General features: G+C 36.9%; 4 protein-coding genes. All 4 read right to left on the reverse strand.

The genetic code is table 11. The features are described from left to right. Positions 1-151: 151 nt before the first annotated feature. Positions 152-571 (reverse strand): HNH endonuclease, encoded by a 420-nt coding sequence (locus tag ACKI67_RS03495; protein ID WP_407462005.1) that lies wholly within the window; start codon positions 569-571, stop codon positions 152-154. Further along, complete coding sequence (locus tag ACKI67_RS03500; protein WP_407462006.1) at positions 519-794, reverse strand: hypothetical protein; 276 nt, start codon at positions 792-794, stop codon at positions 519-521. The genes ACKI67_RS03495 and ACKI67_RS03500 overlap by 53 nt, the downstream gene beginning before the upstream one ends. Positions 795-805: 11 nt before the next feature. Further along, positions 806-1,084 carry a DUF6275 family protein gene (locus ACKI67_RS03505; protein WP_407462007.1) on the reverse strand — a complete coding sequence of 93 codons (279 nt, stop codon included), beginning with the start codon at positions 1,082-1,084 and terminating at the stop codon, positions 806-808. A gap of 9 nt (positions 1,085-1,093) precedes the next feature. After that, positions 1,094-1,726: GH25 family lysozyme (locus tag ACKI67_RS03510; protein ID WP_407462008.1), on the reverse strand; the 633-nt coding region annotated here is incomplete at its 5' end.

Here is a 1,726-nt window from a genome sequence, read left to right on the forward strand (position 1 = left end):
CATGGCTACGATCCGACTTGTCTTGGAAATTGTCTAAAAATTAGACACAATGACCCACGGGGGATCTTCTCCCTGCCTTTTATCCGCTTATTTTTATTAATTTTCAAACAAATTTGATAAATTAATAAAAGAGAAGATGAACCAACCAACTTTATTCATCTTCTCTCCTCTTAGCAAGACTCAATAGATAGTCTTTATCAATCAAACCTTTGTCAGCTTGTTTGTGATGTTCTTGGCAGAGACAAATCAGATTGTAATTATCTAAGAGCAATGACTCATCATCTCTCACTTTTGTGATATGATGAACCTCTAAATCATCATATGTGATTTTTCCCTGATCTCTGCAAACCTCACACAAATAGTTTGCTCTTTCTCTGATCTCTTTTGATTTCTCTGTCCAAGCATTCTTGCTCCTCAGATGCCTCTCCTGCATGCTCTTATATATCTCATTGCCTGCATTACACTTGAATCTTGTGTCATGAATCTTGCCACATTTACTGCATGACTTATACATTGGACTACTCCTTGGAATCTTCCTTGTCCTGTTCTGCAAGAGCAATCTGCATTTCAAGAATGCAGGTTTCCAAATGTTCTTTTATTGTATTAATCACATCCTCAGCAATCTCCTGTTTAATCTTTCCAAGAGTATTCTCTGCAAGAATGTCATCATCTTCAATGCTGACCTCATCCACCTTGTCCAAGATATAATTGAAACAATCAATCTCATGTTTCGATTTTTCGCTTAAATCCTCGTATCTATAACCCTCATGTTGAGTGATATATCTTACATCCATATTTATCTCCTTTACATATGAGCCTCAAAATCAAATTCATCCGCAGAGATTTTTGTGTTGCTCTGCTTGAGATAGATGTCCACATAAATCTCATCCTTGTCTCTGTTATATGTGACCTCTGGATAATAGTGTCCTAACTTCTGAGCATAGAGTGTGCATTTCTTATATCCCAACTCATGAGCAAACCACACAAATTCAAGTTCAGACATTGTCAACTCAATATCATATTTCTCTTTCATCAGTTTAATGACTGCATTCTTTGCAACTTTTTCAAATTCATATGATGTCATATATTCCTCCTAAACCTTGAGCCTCTGCCCAATATAGATCTTATTCTTGTTTTTGATGCCATTTTTCTTGACCAATGCATCCACAGTGGTGTTGTACTTTTTAGCAATGCCACTCAATGTGTCACCTGCCTTGACAATATAGATTGTTGTGGTGCTTGTGGTCTTTTTCGGTTGAGATGTTTGTCCTTTGCTATATCCATTTTTTCCTGCCTTTTTGATAATAGATGGAAAATCAATGAAAGCAAGGTTTTGGTCAACCACATGTTCTCCAATCTTGCCATTGTCACTGTACTGCCACATATCAAAGGCATTGAATGTGACTGATGGCTTTGATGATGACCATTTTGCAATCCATTTTGTATAATCTTTTAATCTGGAGACATCAATCTTGGTGTTGAACCATGAGAGACTTGCATAAACTCCAACATAGAATCCTTTGCCCTCCAAATATTCACAGAATCCAATGATTGCATCAGTCACTCCTGTTTTGTTGTCAGCTTGCCAATGAGAATCCTCAACATCAATGTAAATTGGCATTTCAAACTGTTTACCTTTGAGACATTGCTCATAGAAAAATGATGCCTCTGCCTCACCCTCTGCATATGTCTTTGCACAAGAATAATAATAAGCACCAACAGGAAT

Source organism: Methanobrevibacter sp. (assembly GCF_045577275.1).
Lineage (GTDB): Archaea > Methanobacteriota > Methanobacteria > Methanobacteriales > Methanobacteriaceae > Methanobrevibacter.